The 19634-nt window shown below is 52.2% G+C and carries 15 protein-coding genes; 9 read left to right on the forward strand and 6 right to left on the reverse strand.

Annotated elements, in window-relative coordinates:
- The first annotated feature begins 210 nt into the window (after positions 1 to 210).
- Together rpmE and BZG76_RS11995 are read left to right on the forward strand one after the other, a co-directional pair.
- Positions 211 to 426, forward strand: coding sequence for a 50S ribosomal protein L31 (gene rpmE, locus BZG76_RS11990; RefSeq protein ID WP_077461534.1), 216 nt, complete (start codon positions 211 to 213; stop codon positions 424 to 426).
- A 255-nt stretch (positions 427 to 681) separates the two neighbouring features.
- Positions 682 to 1926: a malic enzyme-like NAD(P)-binding protein gene (locus BZG76_RS11995; RefSeq protein ID WP_077461535.1), complete on the forward strand. Its 1245-nt coding sequence runs from the start codon at positions 682 to 684 to the stop codon at positions 1924 to 1926.
- 99 nt (positions 1927 to 2025) lie between these two features.
- Here BZG76_RS11995 and metJ read toward each other — a convergent pair whose 3' ends face one another.
- Positions 2026 to 2343, reverse strand: coding sequence for a met regulon transcriptional regulator MetJ (gene metJ / locus BZG76_RS12000; RefSeq protein WP_025673335.1), 318 nt, complete (start codon positions 2341 to 2343; stop codon positions 2026 to 2028).
- A 186-nt stretch (positions 2344 to 2529) separates the two neighbouring features.
- Between metJ and metB the strand changes: the two genes are divergently transcribed.
- The 3 genes from metB (at position 2530) to metF (ending at position 7387) form a co-directional block, all read left to right on the forward strand.
- Complete coding sequence (gene metB, locus BZG76_RS12005) at positions 2530 to 3690, forward strand: cystathionine gamma-synthase (RefSeq protein ID WP_077461536.1); 1161 nt, start codon at positions 2530 to 2532, stop codon at positions 3688 to 3690.
- A gap of 75 nt (positions 3691 to 3765) precedes the next feature.
- The gene (locus tag BZG76_RS12010) at positions 3766 to 6207 is read left to right on the forward strand and encodes a bifunctional aspartate kinase/homoserine dehydrogenase II (RefSeq protein WP_077461537.1); all 2442 of its coding nucleotides are present in this window, start codon (positions 3766 to 3768) and stop codon (positions 6205 to 6207) included.
- Positions 6208 to 6487: 280 nt separating this feature from the next.
- Complete coding sequence (gene metF, locus BZG76_RS12015) at positions 6488 to 7387, forward strand: methylenetetrahydrofolate reductase (protein WP_025744244.1); 900 nt, start codon at positions 6488 to 6490, stop codon at positions 7385 to 7387.
- A 120-nt stretch (positions 7388 to 7507) separates the two neighbouring features.
- On the opposite strand, the gene BZG76_RS12020 is transcribed toward metF, so the two are convergent.
- The 3 genes from BZG76_RS12020 to ppc form a co-directional block, all read right to left on the reverse strand.
- Positions 7508 to 8056, reverse strand: coding sequence for a PadR family transcriptional regulator (locus BZG76_RS12020; RefSeq protein ID WP_077461538.1), 549 nt, complete (start codon positions 8054 to 8056; stop codon positions 7508 to 7510).
- 58 nt (positions 8057 to 8114) lie between these two features.
- Positions 8115 to 9392, reverse strand: a complete 1278-nt coding sequence (locus BZG76_RS12025; protein ID WP_077461539.1) for an O-acetylhomoserine aminocarboxypropyltransferase/cysteine synthase family protein — start codon at positions 9390 to 9392, stop codon at positions 8115 to 8117.
- 187 nt (positions 9393 to 9579) lie between these two features.
- The gene (ppc, locus tag BZG76_RS12030) at positions 9580 to 12213 is read right to left on the reverse strand and encodes a phosphoenolpyruvate carboxylase (protein WP_077461540.1); all 2634 of its coding nucleotides are present in this window, start codon (positions 12211 to 12213) and stop codon (positions 9580 to 9582) included.
- 532 nt (positions 12214 to 12745) lie between these two features.
- Between ppc and argC the strand changes: the two genes are divergently transcribed.
- From argC to argH, 4 genes are read left to right on the forward strand one after another with little or no spacing between them, the layout of a single operon-like run.
- On the forward strand, positions 12746 to 13756 hold the full coding sequence (gene argC, locus BZG76_RS12035; protein ID WP_077461541.1) for an N-acetyl-gamma-glutamyl-phosphate reductase: 1011 nt from the start codon (positions 12746 to 12748) through the stop codon (positions 13754 to 13756).
- Between the two features lie 9 nt (positions 13757 to 13765).
- On the forward strand, positions 13766 to 14545 hold the full coding sequence (argB, locus tag BZG76_RS12040) for an acetylglutamate kinase (RefSeq protein WP_077461542.1): 780 nt from the start codon (positions 13766 to 13768) through the stop codon (positions 14543 to 14545).
- Positions 14546 to 14600: 55 nt separating this feature from the next.
- Positions 14601 to 15812 (forward strand): argininosuccinate synthase, encoded by a 1212-nt coding sequence (locus BZG76_RS12045; RefSeq protein WP_077461543.1) that lies wholly within the window; start codon positions 14601 to 14603, stop codon positions 15810 to 15812.
- 35 nt (positions 15813 to 15847) lie between these two features.
- Positions 15848 to 17734: an argininosuccinate lyase gene (gene argH / locus BZG76_RS12050; RefSeq protein WP_077461544.1), complete on the forward strand. Its 1887-nt coding sequence runs from the start codon at positions 15848 to 15850 to the stop codon at positions 17732 to 17734.
- Between the two features lie 17 nt (positions 17735 to 17751).
- On the opposite strand, the gene BZG76_RS12055 is transcribed toward argH, so the two are convergent.
- Together BZG76_RS12055 and BZG76_RS12060 are read right to left on the reverse strand one after the other, a co-directional pair.
- Positions 17752 to 17991: a DUF3624 domain-containing protein gene (locus tag BZG76_RS12055; protein ID WP_077461545.1), complete on the reverse strand. Its 240-nt coding sequence runs from the start codon at positions 17989 to 17991 to the stop codon at positions 17752 to 17754.
- A gap of 162 nt (positions 17992 to 18153) precedes the next feature.
- The gene (locus tag BZG76_RS12060; protein ID WP_077461546.1) at positions 18154 to 19605 is read right to left on the reverse strand and encodes a dihydrolipoyl dehydrogenase; all 1452 of its coding nucleotides are present in this window, start codon (positions 19603 to 19605) and stop codon (positions 18154 to 18156) included.
- Positions 19606 to 19634: the final 29 nt, after the last annotated feature.

Raw genomic sequence — 19634 nt, forward strand, 5'->3', positions numbered from 1 at the left:
TATTGACCAGAAGGGGGCTCAGTGTAACGGTTCGCCTTCGGTTGGCAAAGCCTTGTTGTACGGTGACGCGGCGTGGTGATTGCACAAAAAAGTTGCGAAACCGAGGGGGCTTGATTAGAATTGCGCGCCTTAGAAAATATTTGTTAACGACGTGTGGTGCCCGGCTTAGGATCGGGAGAGCGACACGGCCTTTAAAATGAGGTTATCCCTATGAAAGCTGGTATCCATCCAGAGTACAAAGCCGTCACAGCAAAATGCTCTTGCGGTAACGAATTTGCGTTCAGCACAACCCTAGGTAAAAACATCAACCTAGACGTGTGTGACAAATGTCACCCATTCTACACCGGTAAGCAGCGTATCCTTGATGCTGGTGGCCGTGTTGATCGCTTTAAGAAACGTTTCGGTGCCCTTAGCAGCAAAAAATAAGCAGCTATTGACCGAATATAGAGAAGGGACGCATCAGCGTCCCTTTTTTTGATCGTATCGTCCTAGTATTCGGACAACAGGTCCGAGCATCATCGCGAATACGGCGTTAGTACTGGTGGACGTTTCCCCGCTGCGTTACCATCTTTACCCTTATACAAACCTTTCCTGTGTGGTTTGTAGAGTGTCTGGCTAATATCGGTCATCCTTCCCTGCCGGTATTGGTTACCCCTTCACGATAATAACTAGGAAAACGACATGTCGGACGATAAACGCCAGCAAGCGCTGGATTATCATGCATACCCTACACCCGGAAAAATCTCTGTCGAACTCAGTAAGCCTGCTGATTCAGCGGCGGATCTTGCTCTCGCCTACAGCCCAGGCGTTGCTGAACCTGTGCGTGAAATAGCCCAAGATGCGGATGCCGTATATCGCTATACCGGTAAAGGCAATATGGTTGCGGTGATCTCAAACGGCACCGCGATTTTGGGGTTAGGGAATTTAGGGCCGATGGCGTCAAAGCCTGTCATGGAAGGCAAAGCGTTATTGTTCAAGCGTTTTGCCGGCTTGGACTCGATCGACATTGAAGTTAAACACCGCACCATCGATGAGTTTGTTGATACCGTAGCCAATATTGCTGACACCTTTGGCGGTATCAACCTTGAAGATATCAAAGCCCCAGATTGTTTTGAGATCGAAAAGCAGCTGATTGAACGCTGTGAAGTGCCTGTCTTCCATGATGATCAACATGGTACCGCGATTGTCACTGCTGCGGGGATGCTTAACGCGCTCGAGTTGCAAGGCAAAGATATTGGTGAAGCCACCATCGTGTGTCTCGGTGCGGGTGCCGCTGCGGTGGCCTGTATGGAGCTATTGATTAAATGTGGCGCCCAGCGCGAAAAGATTTACATGCTGGATCGCAAAGGGGTGATTCACACCCGTCGTGATGACATTAACAAGTATAAGCAGCTGTTTGCCAATAACACGGATAAGCGTACCCTCGAAGATGTGATTGAAGGTGCGGATCTCTTTGTTGGCGTATCAGGCCCGGATTTGCTCTCGCCTGAGGCATTAAAACTGATGGCGGATAAGCCTGTCGTGTTTGCCTGCTCAAACCCAGATCCTGAAATTAACCCAGAGGTTGCGCACCAAGTCCGGGATGATCTGATCATTGGAACGGGGCGTTCGGATTACCCGAATCAGGTGAATAACGTCTTGTGTTTCCCGTTTATTTTCCGGGGAGCATTAGATGTGCGTGCCAGTGAGATTAATGATGCGATGAAGTTGGCCGCCGTTGAAGCGATTCGTGGTTTGGCGAAAGAGCCTGTACCACAATCGGTCTTAGATGCCGCGGGCTTGTCTTCACTCAGTTTTGGCCCGGATTACATCATTCCCAAGCCGATGGATGCCCGTTTACTGCCCAAGGTAGCACGTGCCGTGGCGCTTGCGGCCGTCGAAACCGGCGTAGCCCGTATTGAGATGCCAGACAACTATATGTTGTAAAGAAAACATGTTGTAAAGAAAATATGTTGTAAGTAGAACATGTTATAAGTCGAAAACAGTGTCTTACCATAAAAAAACCGCCGATGGCGGTTTTTTTGTTTAGTATTCACTGTCGTCAAACTCAATACCCAACTCTTCCATGATCCGACGTGCCTCGGCAGGAATGCTATCGGGTTTATCCTTACGGATGTCGTCATCGGTTGGCAGAGGCTGCCCGGTATAGGCATGTAAAAATGCCTCACACAATAGCTCACTGTTGGTCGCATGACGCAGGTTATGAACCTGACGGCGAGTGCGCTCATCAGTAAGAATTTTTAATACTTTAAGTGGGATAGAGACGGTGATCTTCTTTACCTGCTCTTTCTTTTTACCATGTTCGGCATACGGATTAATGTAATCGCCGTTCCACTGCGCCATGTCTCACCTATCTTGATTATGGAATACCCAGAATGATGCTGCGGAGATTTTAGCTATATTAACCGCCACATGCAAAGGTGTTTAGACGTCTAGAAGTGTTGACGTCCCAAAAGCGCCGAGGTAAAGTAGTATGATGACGACTGGATCACGTAAACCGTGCCAGCGCAACAAGAGCAAGGATGAACCATGACAGGTAAAAAAACCGACACCATTGCCGTTCGAACAGGAATTGGCACTGACACGCAACATCATGCGGTTGTGCCGCCTTTGTATTTATCAACCAACTATCGTTTTCCTGCTTTTGGCGACGTTCCCACTTATGATTATGCCCGTGGGGGCAATCCAACTCGAGCTCAGTTAGAGCAAGCGTTAACGGAACTGGAAGGCGGAGCCGGTGCCGTGGTGACCAACTGTGGGATGGCAGCCATTAACTTGGTGTTGTCTTTACTGGATGCAGGGGATCATATTGTTGCACCGCACGACTGTTATGGTGGTACCTATCGCTTGTTAGAGTCACGCGCCAAGCAAGGGATTTGGCAGGTCAGTTTTGTCGATCAATCTGATCACCAGGCGTTAACCGCTGCGCTGGCAAAACAGCCGAAACTGGTGTTAGTTGAAACACCCTCTAATCCGCTATTGCGTGTGGTCGATATTGCTAAAATCTGCCAACAGGCCCACCAAGTGGGGGCATGGGTGGTGGTCGATAACACCTTTTTATCGCCAGCACTCCAACAGCCTTTTTCACTGGGTGCGGACATCATCGTGCATTCCACTACTAAATTTATTAATGGTCACTCTGATATTGTCGGTGGCGCTGTAGTGGCGAAGACGCCTGAATTGGCTGCAACATTAGCGTGGTGGGGCAACTGCTTGGGCGCGACAGGCAACGCCTTTGACAGTTATATGACATTGCGAGGGTTGCGTACCTTGGGCGCTCGGGTTAAACAACATCAGCAAAATACGCAAGCGGTATTAACCTATTTGCAAACAGTCCCTGCGGTGCGGCAACTCTACTATCCCGGTTTGGCGACACATCCAGGCCATGAGATTGCCGCCCGTCAGCAGTTTGGATTTGGTAGTATGCTCAGCCTCGAGCTGGACACGGACTCCGCTGGGATCGCACGTTTTATTGAAGGCTTATCTTTATTTGCGCTTGCCGAGTCGCTGGGCGGGGTAGAAAGTCTGGTCACGCATCCAGGGTCAATGACCCATCGTGCGATGAGTGATGACGCGCAAGCCGAGGCTGGCATTACCCGGACGTTGTTGCGTTTTTCTATTGGACTAGAAGACGCAGAAGACTTAGTGGCCGATTTGGCGCATGCCTTCGCCCATTTAGCTAACCAGTAAAACCGATTGCTATAGGTGTTGCTGTCATAGCACGCCGCTTTATTGATATTTATTGAGACCAAGAGAGACCTCGCCATGCACGCGCAACCGATGGACACCGCCCCCGAATCACAACGCCAATTGCATAAATTTGGTGGCAGCAGTTTAGCGAGCCCAGATTGTTATCGCCGTGTGGTCGATGTGCTGACGGCGCATGCAAAGGCGCACGACTTAATTGTGGTCTCTGCGGCGGGGAAAACGACCAATCAGCTCATTGCTTGGCTCGCTCAACTGGGCAAAGATGGCCGGTTGGCGCATGAGACCTTGCAAGGCGTCCGTGCCTTTCAGCAAGACTTGATTGAAAATCTGATCAACGGTGATCACAAACAACAGTTGGTTGATGCCTTATCTGCTGACATCGCGACGATCGCGTCGCTCGGGGAGACAGCGCTGAGCGACAGCGTACAAGCCGATGTGCAAGGGTTCGGAGAGGTTTGGTCGGCGCGTTTATTAGCTGCGCTGCTTAATCAGCAGTGTCGTCAGGCGGTGATGTTGGACTCGCGCCACTGTTTACGCGCGGAACGTGCGGCTCAACCTGAGGTCGATCGCGGCGCATCATGGCCACTGTTACGGCAGCAACTTTCTCAGCACACGCAATCTCACGTCGTTATTACGGGGTTTATGGCGCAAAATCAAGCTGGGGAAACCGTACTTTTGGGGCGTAACGGGTCAGATTATTCGGCCACGGTGCTCGGTGCGTTAGCGGGGGTCCGCCGCGTGACTATATGGAGTGATGTTGCCGGTGTATACAGCGCGGATCCACGCCATGTCGATAATGCTTGCTTGTTACCCTTAATCCGATTGGATGAAGCAGGCGAATTGGCACGCTTGGCGGCGCCCGTGCTTCATAGCCGTACTTTACAGCCTGTGGCGCAAAGTGCGACCGATCTGACCTTACGTTGTACCCAGGCCCCCGACAGTGGCTCGACCCATATAGAGCGTGTACTGGCTACCGGACGCGGGGCAAAAATCATTACATCTTTGGATGATGTGTGCCTATTGCAGTTTGATGTCGCCCGCGGGCAAGATTTTCAGGCAATTAAACAAGAGTTGAGCCGTATCCTCTCTCAGCTGAAAGTGCAACCACTGGCGACGGATTATCAAGATGATCAGTATCGTATCTTACTGGCCTTTACGGCGGAGGTCGTGGCCTCGGTCATGGCCCAGATCCAGGATGCCGGGCTATCCGCGGAGTTGAAGCTGCGCGAAGGGTTTAATATGGTTGCTGCCGTCGGAGCCGGCGTGGTCAATAATCCCGTGCACTGTCATGGTTTTTATCAGCAGCTGAAGTCACAGCCTGTAGAGTTTATCAGTGAATCTGCATCTGGACTGAGCATGGTGGCGATTTTGCGTCAGGTGCATACGCCTGCCCTTGTGGCCAGCTTACATGATGCGCTGTTCCAAGCCCAACGTCGCATTGGCTTGGTGTTGGTAGGGAAAGGAAATATTGGCGCGCGTTGGCTCAGCTTGTTTGCCGAGCAAAAATCGCACCTCGAAAAGCGTCATGGCAAGGAGGTGTCGCTGATTTCGGTGGTAGATAGTCGTAATCAATGGTTAGATTTTGCTGGCATCGATCCAATGCAGATCAGGGATGACTTTGATGACAATGGCACGCCATACTTTGATGATGAATGGTTAACACGCTTATTGAATCATCCTTATGATGATGTGGTGATTTTGGATGTCACGGCCAATACCTCACTGGCAGCTCTCTATCCGCGTCTCGCCGAGCATGGTTTTCATTTAATCTCCGCCAACAAAGAAGCCGGCGCGGCACCGGCCGAACAATACCATGCGATTCAACATGCGTTTGCGAAAACGGGGCGCCATTGGTTATATAACGCCACGGTAGGCGCTGGGCTGCCGATTAACTATGCGGTTCAAGACTTACGTGAAAGCGGTGATCATATCCTCGCACTCTCAGGGATCTTTTCCGGTACGTTATCCTGGCTTTTTTTGCAATTCACCGGCGAGGTCCCGTTCAGTGCTTTACTTGAACAGGCATGGCAGCAAGGGCTAACTGAACCTGATCCGCGTGACGATCTGTCGGGTGCCGACGTGGTGCGTAAATTAGTGATTCTCGCAAGGGAGGCGGGCCTGTCATTGGAGCCCGAGCAGGTCAAGGTTGAGTCACTGATACCGCCAGCGCTGCAATCTTTGTCGTTAGATGCGTTTCTCGATAACGCCCATCAAATGGATGCGTGTTTACAGGATCGATTGGAAATAGCGCAGCAAGATCGCGCCGTGTTGCGCTATGTGGCGCGTCTAGAAGCCAATGGTAATGCGCAGGTGAGCTTAGAAACCTTACCGAGTGAGCATCCGCTGGCGCATCTACTGCCCTGTGATAATGTGTTTGCGATTGAAAGCCAATGGTATCGTGAAAATCCATTAGTGATCCGCGGACCGGGGGCGGGGCGGGATGTCACCGCTGGGGCGATACAATCTGATCTGAATCGCTTAATTGGGCGTCTTCACTAATGTCCTTTTAGTAAACGTGATCTTCGCAAACGTGAAAGCTGTCTTACTCCACATAAGACAGCTTTTTTTATCTGAAGATCACGTTATATGACGCGCTTTTGGCTGCTGCTCTCGGTGGCTTCCTGCATGTTGACTATCTTCATAATACTATGAGTTCTTTTCATGGCTGAGATCGTTGACATTTCACCCAGATAACGACAACCTTTAGACATATGGACGTCTAAACGTATAAACCAAAAACGCACATCATCGCGAATAAAACCGGTTGCAGGGAGAGGGTATGAGCTATACGCACGCAGGCCACATTGATGCACTTAATCAGAATATTGCCGACTTAGACGGTGATATTAACGTCTCATTTGAGTTTTTTCCGCCCAGCACGCCCAGTATGGAAGAAACCCTCTGGAATTCCGTGCACCGCCTCAAAGGGCTTAAACCTAAGTTTATGTCAGTGACTTATGGCGCCAATTCTGGTGAGCGTGATCGCACCCATGACATCGTGAAAAGTATTCATGATCAAACGGGGGTCGCGGCGGCGCCCCATCTAACCTGTATCGATGCCACTGAAGATGAGCTGCGCCATATTGCCCGTGACTACTGGCAAAATGGTATTCGTGACATTGTGGCTTTGCGCGGAGACTTACCGTCGCCGGAGAAAAAGCCGACTATGTATGCGGCTGACTTGGTGCGGTTGCTCAAAGAAGAACATGACTTTGATATTTCTGTCGCCGCTTATCCTGAAGTGCACCCGGAAGCGAAAAGTGCGCAAGCGGATCTCATTAATCTGAAACGGAAAGTCGATGCCGGTGCCAGTCGTGCCATTACCCAGTTTTTCTTTGATGTGGAAAGCTACCTACGTTTTCGTGACCGCTGTGTGGCGGCGGGGATTGATGTCGAGATTGTGCCGGGGATTTTGCCCGTCTCCAACTTTAAGCAAGCTTCTCGGTTTGCGCAAATGACGCATGTGCGTGTCCCACAGTGGATGCACAAACAGTATCAAGGTCTTGAGGATGACCCTGTGACCCGGCAGATGGTCGGTGCCTCGATTGCTATCGATATGGTGCGCGTACTCAGCCGTGAAGGGGTAAAAGATTTTCATTTTTATACCCTCAACCGGGCCGAATTGACCTATGCACTTTGCCATACTTTGGGGGTTCGCCCATTGGCTGTCGCACCTTAGCTAAACCGTTAAACCGCTAAACCGCTAAACCGCCAAACCGCCAAACCGGTTTACCTTTAGCCAAAAAAAGCGCCCCGTTTCGTGGGGCGCCTAGGTTGCGAGTTGTGTTTATTGTTCTGATTAGGCGCTGGCGGCCAGTATAGTAAGCTCATCGCGCACTTCTTGCGCCCAGGCCATCCAAGCGCGACGTTGATGAATGCTGCGTCGTAATGCTAATCGCATGAGGCGTTGTTGTTGCGTTAATGATGTGGATTGACCGTAATCACGCTGCTCAAGCAGAGCATAATGATTAAGTAGTTGTTGTGATTCCGCAATCAAGTTATTGATATGCTCGAGCATCGGCGCGGGATCCAAGACCTCACAGCTGAGTAGGCGTGCGACGTACTCGTCGCGAGGCGGGGCCAGCTTAGGCGCTTGGATAAACCACGCCTCTAACACCTCGGTGCCGACAGGGGTGATGGCATAGACTTTTCTATCTGGTTTGCCGACTTGCGGCTCAAGTCGATAGGTCACAGCACCTCGCTCGGCGAGCTTAGTCAGTTCACGATATACCTGTTGATGGCTGGCTTTCCACACATTACTGATAGTGGTAGAAAACGCCTTGGTAATATCATAACCCGTGGCTTCGCAGTTGCTGAGTACCGTCAGTATGACATGGGGAAGTGACATCTTTTATATCCACATTTATTGGTATAACAATCGGTTCGCATGAGTCGCCTATCTCGGGCTATTTTACTGCACTCAATGCTTGTTCAAGGTCGGCAATGATGTCATCAATATGCTCAATGCCGACACAAAGACGGATCATTTCTGGGGTCACCCCGGCCTTCGCTTGCTCTTGCGCATTCAGTTGACGATGGGTGGTAGAGGCGGGATGGCAAGCAAGTGACTTAGCATCACCAATATTGACCAGGCGTTTAAATACATTCAGCGCATCATAAAACTGTACCCCCTCATCAAAGCCACCTTTTAAGCCGAAAGACAGCAGTGATGCGGGCAGTCCACCGCGGATAAGCGACTGGGCACGTTGGTAATGAGGATGAGTTTGTTGACCGGCATAGTTCACCCATGCCACCGCTGGATGACTGGCAAGGTAATCCGCCACCGCTTTGGCATTCTCGCAGTGACGCTCCATACGCAGGCTCAAGGTTTCGAGACCTTGCATCAACATAAAGGCGTTCATCGGCGATAAGGCGGCGCCGCTGTTACGTAAAGGCACGGTACGCGCGCGGGCAATAAATGCCGCCGGGCCAAAGGTATCGCTATAGACCACGCCGTGATACGCCGGCTCGGGCTGTGAAAATTGCGGGAAGCGGGCTTGATGTGCCACCCAATCAAAAGTGCCGCCATCAACGATCATACCGCCTAGGGTGGTGCCATGGCCGCCAATGTATTTGGTTAGCGAGTGCACCACGATATCGGCGCCATGTTCAATCGGTTTGCATAGCACGGGCGTGGCCACGGTATTGTCGACCACCAAAGGGACACCGTGCGCGTGGGCAACCTTGGCAAGACCGGGGATATCGGCAATATTGCCGGCCGGATTACCAACTGATTCGCAATACACCGCTTTGGTATTGGCATCAATCAGCGCTTCAATCGCACTGGCGTCGTCACTTTGGGCAAAACGTACTTCAATGCCTTGTTCGGGGAGCATATGAGCAAACAAGGTATAGGTGCCGCCGTAAAGCTGTGGTGTGGCGACGATGTTATCACCGGCCTTGGCCAGGGTTTGGATTGCATAGGTAATTGCCGCGGCGCCAGCACTGACGCATAGGCCTGCGATACCGCCCTCTAATGCCGCCACACGTTGTTCTAATACATCGTTGGTGGGGTTCATGATCCGCGAATAGATATTGCCCGGCACATCGAGGTTAAACAGATCAGCACCATGTTGGGCGTTATCAAACTCATAGGCGACGGTTTGATAGATGGGGGTAGCGACTGATTTGGTGGTCGGATCGGTCTGATAACCGTGATGAATCGAGAGGGTTTCGTCTTTCATGGCAATTCCTTTGCGTTTTCCTTTGCGTTGTTAAATCGCGTCACCGCGACCTTCCATAGTAATAATACTATCAATGTAACAGCAAGCCTTAGACGTGGCTATGGATAAAAAATCTCGCGTGTGCGTCGGTTTCTATTCGCTCGCTTGATACAAAAAAAGCCGCACCCGAGGGTACGGCTTGGGCCGATTAGCCGGTGTTACGCAGGCCTGCGGCAATGCCCGCGATGGAGATCATCAAGGCATCGTCAAGCGACTGATCGTCCTCTTCACATTGCCGTGTACGGTATAACAGCTCAGCTTGCAGCATATTCAGTGGCTCGACGTAAATATTACGTAAGCGAATCGCCTCAGCGCCCCATGGGTTTTGCTCCATCAGGTTATCGCTGTTTTCCACCGCCAAAATCACTTGAATGTCTTGGCGTAATTGATCGCGGAGTGATTCACCCAAAGGCCAGAGGCTTTCATCGACCAAACGCTGATCATAGTATTTGGCAATATCGAGGTTGGTTTTGGTAAACACCATTTCCAGCATGCCAAGCCGGGTGGAGAAGAATGGCCACTCACGACACATTTCTTCTAGCTGGGCTTTATGGCCTTTGGAAATGGCATGATCGATCGCTTGTCCAGCGCCCAGCCAAGCTGGAAGTAAGAGGCGATTTTGACTCCAGGCGAAAATCCAAGGAATTGCCCGTAAGCTCTCGACACCGCCATTGGGGTTACGTTTGGAAGGGCGCGATCCCAGTGGCAACTTGCCTAACTCAAGCTCTGGTGTGGTGGAGCGGAAGTAAGGCACAAATTGCTCATGGCCGCGAACCACATCGCGATAGGCTTGGCAAGAAATGTCACTCAAGGTATCCATCAGCGCACGCCACTCTTGTTTGGGCTCTGGTGGTGGCAGTAAGTTCGCTTCTAATATCGCACTGGTGTAGAGGTTCAAACTGTTGACCGCGACATCGGGCAGCCCCAGTTTAAAGCGGATCATCTCGCCTTGTTCGGTCACACGGAGGCCACCTTTTAAACTACGAGGGGGCTGTGACAACAAGGCGGCATGGGCGGGCGCACCGCCACGGCCTACGGTGCCGCCACGGCCATGGAAGAGAGTTAGATCAACCCCTTGGTCATCGCATAAGTTGACCAGCGCTTCCATGGCGCGATATTGCGCCCAACCGGCTGCCATCACCCCGGCATCTTTAGCTGAGTCCGAATAGCCTATCATCACCATTTGGAAGTTCTGAGTAAAACCACGGTACCAATCAATCGCCATGAGCTCGCCAATGACTGATTCCGCGTTGTTCAGGTCGTCCAAGGTTTCGAATAACGGGCACACATCCATGCGGAATGGGCAGCCGGCTTCTTGGAGTATCAAATGTACCGCCAGCACGTCCGAGGCGGTCCTCGCCATTGAAATCACATAGGCACCAAGCGCTTCACGCGGCTGCTGGGCAATCACCCGGCAGGTGTCGATCACTTCTTTGACGTCATCCGACGGGGTCCAATCACGGGGTAATAGCGGCCGTTTCGAGGACAATTCACGGATCAAGAACGCTTGTTTGTCTTGCTCGCTCCATTGCGCGTAATCGCCCATCCCCAAATAGCGGGTCACTTCTGAGAGCACATCGGCATGACGAGTGCTTTCTTGGCGAATATCGAGCTTGATTAAGTGAACACCAAAACATTGCACGCAGCGAAGCAAATCAAGCAACTTACCGTCGGCAATAATGCCCATGCCGCATTGGTGGAGTGACTGATAACACGCCAGTAATGGCTGCCACAGCTGCTGGGTGTCGGTCAGAATGCCCTGTGATGACGTGCGCTCGCCTTTCAGCTTGGCATCTAAATAACTTAATGTGTGATTGAGCTGACTGCGCAGCGTTTTCAAGATCGCGCGATACGGTTCGTGCGCCTCTCCGGCCATCTCGCGCACGGTGTCATCACACTGAGTCATCGACAGTTCGCTGATCAGATCTTGCACATCACGCAAATACAGGTCGGCGGCTTTCCAGCGTGAAAGCAGCATCACTTCACGGGTGACCTCGCTGGTGACATACGGGTTGCCGTCGCGGTCACCGCCCATCCAAGAGGAAATTTGTACTGGCTTGGCATCAATGGGCAAGTTGATGTCTAAATGGCTCTCAAGCTGCTGATCGAATTGGCGTAAAAATGCGGGCACTGCTTGCCATAATGAATTTTCAATCACCGCGAAGCCCCACTTGGCCTCGTCGAGCGGTGTCGGGCGCTCTTGGCGAATCACATCGGTATGCCAGGCTTGCGCAATCAACTGTTCAAGGCGTTTCTCGGTTTTGGCTCGCTCGTCGGCGCCTAAATAGTCGCTCAGCTCGAGTTTGGATAAGCATTTATTGATTTGCACCAAGTTATGAATGGTGGTGCGGCGCGCAATTTCAGTGGGGTGCGCGGTCAGGACTAACTCAATTTTTAAATCGGCGATCGCCTTCTGCGCGTCATTGGCATCAATCTCACCTTGGCTGACGCGTCGGAGCAGGTTATCAATCGCATCGGGGCTACACTCATGGGTGTCAGATTGGCGCGACACCGTATGGTATTGCTCAGCAATATTAGTCAGATTCAAAAATTGGCTAAAGGCGCGGGCGACCGGAAGCAGTTGGTCTGCGGGTAAGTTTTGCAGCACGGTTTTCAGCTTAGCATGATCATCCTGATTACCTGCTGCAGCCGATTTTGAGAGCTGACGAATTTCCTCAACTTTTTCTAAAAGTGCGGGGCCATGGGCATCTTCAATGGTGTTGCCCAGCAGATGGCCAAGCATACTGACGTTACTTTTTAAGGCAGAGTACTTTTCGTTCATAGCGTATCCATTCTGTAACAAAGTTACATCCTACTGTGACTGTAAAGACCCAATCTAGCGAATGTTGCGTGATCGGGTCAACTTAACCGCAAGTTAGCGCGAAAACTGGCTACCGGATTTGATGCTTATCATAGAGCCACCTCAAAAGATGAAAAAAAGTTTCAGCTTTCATGTTTGCTAGCTTCTAGAGGGTCTCTCCGCGCTCGTCATCGTGGGATTTTGTCGTAAATGACGACCGTGTTATTTGCATGGTTAAATAGAATTATTGCTTTAATATGAATAAATAGAGATTAAAAGTGATTTTTTACGCTTTTTGGGGTTGACGGGTAAACGGGAATGCGATAAAAAATAACCATTCACTATTTATGAATAAAAATATTTTCTAAGATGAGTCGACCATGATACTAGGTACCGCCAAACACAATATCCTTGCCCTTCGACGACGCTAGCCTGCTTTGCGTGGCTATCCGCTACGCCCTCGATACTCTGCTGCGCCGCAGCACGCCTTAAATATCCATAAAGAGAGACACCCATGACACTTAACACCATTATTGTCGGTGCCAGTGGCTACACAGGAGCCGAGCTTGTCGCCCTTGTCCATCGCCATCCGCAATTGCACTTGGCCGGTTTATATGTCTCGGCAGGCAGTGAAGACGCTAATCGTCCTGTGAGCGCGTTGCACGGGCAACTGCGTGGCGTGGTGGATATGCCACTCTCTCCGTTGACGTCGCCACAGGCGGTGGCTAAACAAGCCGATGTGGTGTTTTTAGCCACCGCGCATGCGGTCAGTCATGAATTGGCGCCGGTTTTTCTGGCTCAAGGTTGCGTGGTGTTTGATTTGTCGGGGGCGTATCGGGTCAATCAAGCCGATTTTTATCCCGAACACTACGGTTTTGCGCACCAATCGCCGACATGGCTTGAGCAAGCCGTGTATGGCTTGGCCGAGTGGCAGGGTGAGGCATTGCAAGCAGCGCAGCTGGTCGCCGTACCTGGGTGTTACCCCACCGCTAGTCAATTAGCGCTCAAACCTGTGCTGGATGCAGGCTTGTTGGATAAACAAATGTGGCCGGTGATTAATGCTACCAGCGGCGTGACGGGCGCGGGGCGCAAAGCGAGTCTGACCAACAGTTTTTGCGAAGTGAGCCTGCATGCCTACGGGGTGTTTTCTCATCGTCATCAGCCAGAGATTGCCACACACCTTGATACGCCGGTGATTTTCACCCCGCACCTTGGCAGCTACAAACGCGGCATTCTTGCCACYATTACCGCCAAATTAGCACCAGATGTTAGTGAGGCGGAGGTGGGGCAGGCACTCACTCACGCCTACCAAGAGGCGCCGCTGGTACGGGTGCTCCCAGCCGGCGAGGTGGCCAAGCTACAAGCGGTGCAATACACCGGCTTTTGCGATATTGGCTATCAGGCCGCGCATGGGCATCTGATCCTCTCCAGTGCGATTGATAATTTACTTAAAGGCGCGGCCAGCCAAGCCGTGCAGTGTTTAAACCTGAAGTTTGGCTTTGCCGAAACTACCGCGATTGTCTAGGAGAAACGGATGAAAACGCCATTAGTGATTAAATTAGGCGGCGCGGCACTGAGCTGCAGCGAGACCCTCGCCAAGGTTTTCGGCGCGATCAATACCTATCGCAGTGAGGCGGAGCGCCCGTTAGTGCTGGTGCATGGTGGCGGTTACTTGGTCGATGATCTGCTCAAAAAGCTCAACCTCACCAGTGTCAAAAACCAAGGCTTACGGGTCACGCCCGCCGACCAGATTGATTATGTCACCGGTGCGTTGGCAGGGACAGCAAACAAGTTGCTGTTAGCCCAAGCACGTAAAGCAAACATTAAAAGCTGTGGCTTGAGCTTGGCCGACGGTGGCCTGTGTCAGGTCAGCCAGCTGGACCCTGAGCTGGGTGCGGTGGGAGAAGCCAGCGCCGGCGATCCCAGCCTGCTGCAGGCGGTACTGGCCGCAGATTGTGTCCCCATTATTAGCTCGATTGGCATCAGTGACCAAGGTGAGCTGATGAACGTTAATGCCGATCAAGCAGCGGTCGCGGTGGCTACTACCCTCGGGGCGGAGCTAGTGCTGCTGTCGGATGTCAGTGGTGTATTGGATGGCAAAGGCCATCTACTGCCCTGTTTGACCGAGCTGGATGCGCAACACCTGATAGAAAAAGGCGTGATCACCGATGGCATGGTGGTCAAGGTCAACGCGGCGTTTGCCGCCGCCCGCGAACTGGGTAAACCGGTGGAGATTGCCACTTGGCGTTACCCAGAAAAACTCACCCAATTATTCGATGGCCAGCAAATCGGCACCCGGTTTAGCGCCAGTTAATAAGACGTATAACGACGCTACTCAAACCGTCGCATCATGATTTAAGGAGAGCAAGATGAGCAAAGTCAACAAAGTGGTACTGGCCTATTCGGGTGGATTGGATACCTCGGCCATCATTCCCTGGCTAAAAGAAAACTATGACTGTGAAGTCGTCGCCTTTGTCGCCGACGTCGGTCAAGGCGAACAAGAGCTCGAAGGCATTGAGCAAAAAGCGCTCGCTTCGGGGGCATCACAGTGTTTTATCGCCGATCTAAAACACGAAATGGTAGCGGATTATATTTATCCCAGCCTGAAAACCGGTGCGGTGTATGAAGGCAAGTACCTACTTGGCACCTCGATGGCGCGTCCTATCATTGCCAAAGCGCAGGTCGCGTGCGCCCTCGAGGTCGGCGCGGATGCGCTTTGCCACGGCTGTACCGGAAAGGGGAACGATCAAGTCCGTTTTGAGAGCACCTTCTCCGCGCTGGCGCCGCAGCTGAAAGTGATTGCGCCTTGGCGTGAGTGGGATCTCACCAGTCGTGAAGCCCTGCTCGATTACTTGGCCGCCCGTGATATTCCGTGCACGGCGAGCCTTGAGAAAATCTATTCACGTGATGCCAATGCTTGGCACGTCTCAACCGAAGGCGGCGTGTTAGAAGATACCTGGACGGCGGCCAACCAAGATTGCTGGGTATGGACTGTCGCGCCGGAAGAGGCGCCCAATACGCCCGAGTTTGTCATCTTGGGAGTACAAAGCGGGGAAGTGGTCTCGGTCGATGGTGAATCCATGTCGCCTTATGACGTGCTAACGCTATTGAATGACAAAGGTGCCGAACATGGCGTGGGACGGATTGATATCGTTGAGAACCGTTTGGTGGGGATGAAATCCCGCGGCTGCTACGAAACCCCGGGTGGCACCATCATCATGGAAGCGCTGCGCGGCGTTGAACAATTGGTGCTAGATAAAGAGAGTTATCAGTTCCGTGAGGAGCTCGGTTTAAAAGCCTCTCACCTGATTTATGATGGGCGTTGGTTTACGCCACTTTGTCAGTCGATTGTTGCCGCGGCCAATTCCCTTGCCGCGCCGGTAACGGGCGAGGTGGTGATCAAACTCTATAAAGGGCAAGCGACGGTGGTACAAAAGCGCTCGACCAATAGCTTGTACTCGGAAGACTTTGCCACTTTTGGTGATGATGACGTCTACGATCACAGCCACGCCGAAGGCTTTATCCGTTTGTATTCGCTGTCGAGCCGGATTCGGACACTGAACAAACAAAAACAATCCTAATTAAAAAAGCATCGTGAGCAGTAAGGAGAGACAGCATGGCATTATGGGGCGGACGCTTTAGTCAAGCAGCAGACAAACGGTTTCAAGCGTTTAATGATTCGCTGCGCTTTGACTATCGCTTAGCAGAGCAAGACATTGTGGGCTCCATTGCTTGGTCGAAAGCCTTGCGTTCAGTGGGCGTGCTGAGTGATGACGAGCAACAGCAATTGGAGCTCGCGCTCAATGAGCTCAAGCTGTCGGTGATGGAAAACCCTGAGCAGATCTTAAACTCAGAGGCCGAAGATATTCACAGCTGGGTTGAGCAGCAACTGATCGATAAAGTCGGGGATTTGGGCAAAAAGCTGCATACCGGACGCTCGCGCAACGATCAGGTGGCCACGGATCTCAAGCTGTGGTGTCGCCAGCAAGGCCAGCAAATCTTGCTGTCTCTCGATAAGCTTCAGCAGCAGCTGGTGGATGTGGCGGGTCAGCACCATGGTACCGTGCTGCCTGGCTACACCCACTTGCAGCGTGCACAACCGGTGACCTTTGCCCATTGGTGTCTGGCCTATCTGGAGATGTTTGAGCGTGATACCACGCGTTTGCAAGATGCGCTTAGTCGCTTGGACACCTGCCCACTCGGATCGGGGGCGCTGGCAGGCACCGCGTACCCGATTGATCGCGATGCCTTGGCACAAAACCTGGGATTTAAACGGGCTACCCGTAATAGTTTGGATTCGGTCTCGGACCGCGATCATGTGATGGAGATGATGTCTGCTGCATCCATGTCGATGTTGCATCTGTCACGGATGGCCGAAGACATGATCTTCTATAACTCGGGCGAGTCCGGGTTTATCGAGCTGGCGGATACTGTCACCTCAGGCTCGTCGCTGATGCCACAAAAGAAAAACCCCGATGCGTTAGAACTGATACGTGGTCGAACGGGTCGGGTGTATGGTTCCTTGTCGGCAATGATGATGACGGTGAAAGCCTTGCCGCTGGCTTACAACAAGGACATGCAAGAAGACAAAGAAGGGCTATTCGATGCCATGGACACCTGGCATGACTGCTTAGACATGGCGGCCCTGTGCTTTGAAGGCATCACCATCCATAAAGACAAAACCTTGCAAGCGGCGCAGCAAGGTCATGCCAATGCGACCGAGCTGGCCGATTATTTGGTGAGCAAAGGGATCCCGTTCCGTGAAGCCCACCATATTGTTGGCGTGGCGGTGGTGTCAGCCATTGAGCAAGGGTGTGCGCTGGAAGCGCTGCCGCTAGAAACCTTGCAGCAATTCTCACCGGTGATTGAAGATGATGTGTATGCCATGCTCACGATTGAATCCTGCCTGGCCCAACGTCGGGCACTGGGAGGGGTGGCACCTGAGCAGGTCAGCTTTGCTATTCAAGAAGCGCAAAAGCGCTTGGATAAGCGCTTTACCCCCAAAGTCACGGTGCGCTCGGCGCGGCTCACCGATTTGGATACCATTGAAGGCATGGTGGTGTATTGGGCGAAATTGGGGGAGAACTTACCGCGCGACCGTCATGAATTAGTGCGTAATATTGGCCTGTTTGCAGTATCTGAGCATCAAGGGGATTTGACCGGCTGCGGATCGCTGTATATTTACGACTCAGGGCTGGCAGAAATTCGCTCCTTAGGGGTTGAAGCGGGCTGGCAGCGCCAAGGACACGGCACGGCGTTGATGATGCACTTGATTAAAAAAGCCAAGCAAATGGCGATTGAGCAAGTCTTTGTCCTCACCCGGGTGCCCGAGTTTTTCACCCAGTTGGGCTTTACCTCAGTGTCGAAATCGCAATTGCCAGAGAAAGTGATGAAAGATTGTGAAATCTGTCCGCGCTTCCACGCCTGTGATGAAGTGGCTCTGACCTATAACATTGCGGGGCCGGCGACGATCTCTACCTTCTCACATGCAGAGATTGAGTAAAAAAGTGTGGGGCGGCTTTAGGGCCGCTTTCTGTTGCGCCGAAACGGATAAATCAGCAAATGAAGCAGCAGCAGCGCGCTGGCAGTGCCAGCGGCGAACAGTAATGCGATCGATTCAACTTGCCGTGGCGTGTCGGCATAGGCCCACCACCAAAACGGCCAAAGTATGGCAGAAATGACAGCAAGTTGGGTCATACAACGCGTGCAGCGTCCTAACTTCTGCTTCCAAATGCCAGATTGACAATATTTACAAGCCATATGGGCTCTCTTGGTCAGTGAGGGCGGTACGCCATTGTGGCGCAGTGAGTCGTTGGATACAAAAAAGCCCTCCGCGAAGGAGGGCAAAAGGTAAGCAAGTGCTTGGGGAAGCAACAGGCATTGCCTGTAAAGCGCCGAGCGTTCGGCGAAAAGGACAGTGAATTAGCAGCCTGGGCCGCAATCCATGCAGTGTTTGATCATCTCTGGCCCGAGTTTGAGTTTGGCGTTGACATCACGCAGTGCGGTACGTACCCCTTCTTCAATTACTGGGTGATAAAAGGGCATATCCAACATTTGCGAAATGGTCATTTGGTTTTGGTGAGCCCAGGCGAGTAAGTGTGCTAAGTGCTCGGCGTTCGGCCCAATCATTTCTGCGCCCAAGAAACGTCCTGTGCCTTGCTCGGCATAAACATGCAATAAGCCTTTATTGCGTAGCATGACCCGTGAGCGACCTTGTCCCTCAAAGGAAACCACACCGATTTCAAAACAGCCACATGTGCCGAGACGATCGGTAATTGCTTTATAGCTTTCGCCCATCATCGCAATTTGTGGATCGGAGAAGACCGCGGATAGCTTGCTACGGCGCAGTCCCGCACGGATATCTTTGCCGCGCCCCGCGTTGTCACCGGCAATTCTGGCTTGGTCAGCCGCTTCGTGCAGCAGTGGAATTTGGTTGTTAGCATCACCGGCAATAAAAATATGCGCTGCGGTGGTTTGCAGGGTGTAGCTATCGGCTACTGGGACACCGCGTGCGTCTACTTTGATGCTGGTCGCGTCAAGGTTAAGTTTGTCGACATTGGGGCGACGACCGGTGGCGGCAACCACGTAATCAACCCAACGCAACTGGCTTTCGCCGTTTTTGTCGCGGTAACGGATTTGGACCTTATCACCTTCACGGATCATCTCTTCAACCTTGGCATCGGCATCGAGATAAAACTCCTCGCTGAAGGTTTTATCCGCATATGCCATGATATCTGGGTCGGTGAGTGGACCCACTTGGCCGCCGACGCCAAACATAGTCATCTCGACACCGAGGCGGTGTAACGCTTGACCCAGTTCAAGGCCAATCACGCCCGGACCAAACACGGCAACCGATTCAGGTAAGTCATCCCATTCGAAAATATCATCGTTGACCACCAAACGATCACCGAGGTGATTCCAGGCCTCTGGCCAGCTCGGACGTGAGCCGGTCGCAATCACAATGCGGTCAGCATGGATAGTGGTGTGATCGTCAACCATCAAGGTATGATCATCGACAAAACGTGCATAGCCATCGATTTTGTCTTGAGCGGGGATGTCGTCGACACTTTCCAATACAAAGCCGACAAAGCGATCACGCTCGCGTTTAACCCGATCCATTACCTCACGACCATTTATCTCGGTACTTCCGCCTGGGTAGACACCAAAACCGGGCGCTTTATCGATATGGTGCGCCGCTTCGGCGGCCGCAATTAACAGTTTGGATGGCATGCAGCCAACACGTGCACAGGTGGTGCCATACGGGCCGCCTTCAATCATCACCACGCTATCTGTCTGTGCTTTTGCCGCGCGATAGGCACCGAGTCCGGCGGTCCCGCCACCAATCACAGCCACATCAACCGTTAATGTTTTCATTGCTTTCTCCTGGGAAAATAACGGGCGGC

Origin of the sequence: Salinivibrio sp. AR647 (assembly GCF_001995415.1) — a bacterium.
Taxonomy (GTDB): Bacteria; Pseudomonadota; Gammaproteobacteria; order Enterobacterales; family Vibrionaceae; genus Salinivibrio; species Salinivibrio costicola.

Bases quoted from the DNA above. Each gene is read 5' to 3' on its own strand.
- rpmE (WP_077461534.1), top strand. From the start codon at position 211: ATGAAAGCTGGTATCCATCCAGAGTACAAAGCCGTCACAGCAAAATGC.
- BZG76_RS11995 (WP_077461535.1), top strand. From the start codon at position 682: ATGTCGGACGATAAACGCCAGCAAGCGCTGGATTATCATGCATACCCT.
- metJ (WP_025673335.1), bottom strand. From the start codon at position 2,343: ATGGCGCAGTGGAACGGCGATTACATTAATCCGTATGCCGAACATGGT.
- metB (WP_077461536.1), top strand. From the start codon at position 2,530: ATGACAGGTAAAAAAACCGACACCATTGCCGTTCGAACAGGAATTGGC.
- BZG76_RS12010 (WP_077461537.1), top strand. From the start codon at position 3,766: ATGCACGCGCAACCGATGGACACCGCCCCCGAATCACAACGCCAATTG.
- metF (WP_025744244.1), top strand. From the start codon at position 6,488: ATGAGCTATACGCACGCAGGCCACATTGATGCACTTAATCAGAATATT.
- BZG76_RS12020 (WP_077461538.1), bottom strand. From the start codon at position 8,056: ATGTCACTTCCCCATGTCATACTGACGGTACTCAGCAACTGCGAAGCC.
- BZG76_RS12025 (WP_077461539.1), bottom strand. From the start codon at position 9,392: ATGAAAGACGAAACCCTCTCGATTCATCACGGTTATCAGACCGATCCG.
- ppc (WP_077461540.1), bottom strand. From the start codon at position 12,213: ATGAACGAAAAGTACTCTGCCTTAAAAAGTAACGTCAGTATGCTTGGC.
- argB (WP_077461542.1), top strand. From the start codon at position 13,766: ATGAAAACGCCATTAGTGATTAAATTAGGCGGCGCGGCACTGAGCTGC.
- BZG76_RS12045 (WP_077461543.1), top strand. From the start codon at position 14,601: ATGAGCAAAGTCAACAAAGTGGTACTGGCCTATTCGGGTGGATTGGAT.
- argH (WP_077461544.1), top strand. From the start codon at position 15,848: ATGGCATTATGGGGCGGACGCTTTAGTCAAGCAGCAGACAAACGGTTT.
- BZG76_RS12055 (WP_077461545.1), bottom strand. From the start codon at position 17,991: ATGGCTTGTAAATATTGTCAATCTGGCATTTGGAAGCAGAAGTTAGGA.
- BZG76_RS12060 (WP_077461546.1), bottom strand. From the start codon at position 19,605: ATGAAAACATTAACGGTTGATGTGGCTGTGATTGGTGGCGGGACCGCC.